We start from the raw sequence: 1,990 nt of genomic DNA on the forward strand, positions 1-1,990 counted from the left end.
GTTATGTACAGTGCCCATGCAAGCGCCAGGCGTGGTATTCCGCGCAGTTCGCTCGCCGACGGAAGGCGTAAATATTCAAGCCTAGAATTTGTGGAACCAGCTGCTGTCAACAATATACCGCAATATATCGTGAAATATATATTGATATTTCACGTCATGTCCCTAGATATGTCATGCACTTCGCTCGGCAAATTGTCTGCCGCCTACGAATGCAAACAAGGTGCTGGTCTGGAGGAACTTTCGTGGTGTCTCGTCTTGTTCAACATCCATCGCTTCAGCGCAAATCCTGTTCTTCCGCCTTGAGAACTTCTTGCGCTCTATTTTCTGGCCTTCGGGAGGCAAAATGAGCAATTCGTATACTCGATCTGAAGCTCTCCTCTTGAGAGCGCGCGCTGTCATCCCAGGAGGTGTCTCGAGCGGAAATCGAGCGAATTGGACGCCATTCCCCCTCTACTACGCTCGAGGTGATGGTGCTCGAGTGTGGGATGTGGATGGCAACGAATACATTGATTATGTGTTGGGCAGGGGACCACTGATTCTTGGTCACGGAGAACCAGAGCTCATAGATGCGATATACCGTCAACTTAAAGTGAGCCAATTTTTTGCAGGTCAGATAGAGGCAGAGATAGAACTTGCAGAATTAATTTGCTCGCTTGTGAACAATGCCGAAATGGTCAGGTTTTGCAATTCTGGTTCAGAGGCAATACATGCCTGCACTCGACTCGCTCGATCGGCAACTGGTCGAGAGAAAATTATCAGATTCATCGGCCACTATCATGGGTGGTATGATGGCATAGCCTGGGGATTTTCGGGCGTGAATGCCAGCCCGGAGGGTCCATCTTTACCCGTGCCGATGTCTCTCGGCCAGCCCTCCTCTGATGCCTCAAACATATTGGCAGTCGAATGGAATGACCCGGAAGCAGTCACAAATGCCTTTGAGAAATGTCGTGGAGAAGTTGCGGCGGTCATTACCGAGCCAATTATGTTCAATGGCTTCTGGAGCAATATCCACCCGTTCGAAGGGTTTCTCAGGTTTCTTCGAGAACAATGCGACGCGAACGGCGCGCTGTTGGTTTTCGACGAGGTCCAAACCGGCTTTCGCATTTCGCTCGGAGGAGCTGCAGAGCACTTTGGCGTCGCCGCAGACCTAAGCGCGTTTGCAAAGGCACTAAGCGGAGGCGTCTGTCTCGCTGCCTTTGCTGGTCGAACGGATGTTATGAAGCGACTGGTCGAAACCAATACCGTGCACACAGGAACCTATAATGCCTATCCGCCTGCCGTCGCGGGGGCCTTGAGGCATCTGACCCTCCTTGCGGCGAGTTCCGGCGCAAAGCTCCAGCGTGTACATCATCATGCGGCATTGCTCGAGCGGAGCCTTAGAGATCTAGCAGGGCAAACTCAGCTACCTCTTGTAGTTCGGGCGAGCCCAGGCGCAGTCACTACAGCCTTCAGGGCCGCTTCCACACAGGTCATCAACCATCGTTCGGCAGCCGAAGGTCTAGATTTTAGCCTCCAGCGCGCATGGCACCTCGCATTGCAGGATCGAGGCGTCCGGATCACGCCAGAAGGCCTCTGGTACCTGTCCGCAGCGCACTCCGCCAAAGACATAGCAATCACTGTCGATGCCGCGCGGGATGCGCTTCAAAGCCTCTCGTCACGATAACACAGGGGAATGCAATATGCCCGTACGATCCAACAGTGTCGCTCGCCTTGTTTCTCCGCGCCGTTTAATCCTAACGTGCGATGCGCTGAGCGAGGACCTCCCACCAGACTTCGTGCGAATAAGAATCGAATTCTGCGGGGTCTGCGGGACAGATAGATCCTTCTATCTGGGCCACCGCGATGAAGGCTATCCTATCAGTCTCGGTCACGAGCACTGCGGCATTATTGTCGCAGCCGGAGACCAGGTCAGGCCCTATCAGGCGGGAGATTTTGTGGCGATTGATCCGAATTATCGATGCGGTTCCTGCCATTATTGCAGGATAGGCGC

General features: G+C 53.6%; 3 protein-coding genes. 2 read left to right on the forward strand and 1 reads right to left on the reverse strand.

What is annotated here, in order from left to right; translation table 11 throughout:
* The coding region (locus tag EOA85_RS38360; RefSeq protein ID WP_206523443.1) for a hypothetical protein at positions 1-303 on the forward strand (303 nt) is incomplete at its 5' end.
* A 40-nt stretch (positions 304-343) separates the two neighbouring features.
* Positions 344-1,663 (forward strand): aspartate aminotransferase family protein, encoded by a 1,320-nt coding sequence (locus EOA85_RS33835; protein ID WP_127212595.1) that lies wholly within the window; start codon positions 344-346, stop codon positions 1,661-1,663.
* 70 nt (positions 1,664-1,733) lie between these two features.
* Here EOA85_RS33835 and EOA85_RS39615 read toward each other — a convergent pair.
* Positions 1,734-1,990, reverse strand: a 257-nt coding sequence (locus EOA85_RS39615) for a hypothetical protein (RefSeq protein WP_245486285.1), incomplete at its 5' end; no start/stop codon positions are given.

It is taken from the genome of Mesorhizobium sp. M5C.F.Ca.IN.020.29.1.1, assembly GCF_003997375.1.
In the GTDB taxonomy this organism is placed as follows: Bacteria; Pseudomonadota; Alphaproteobacteria; order Rhizobiales; family Rhizobiaceae; genus Mesorhizobium; species Mesorhizobium wenxiniae.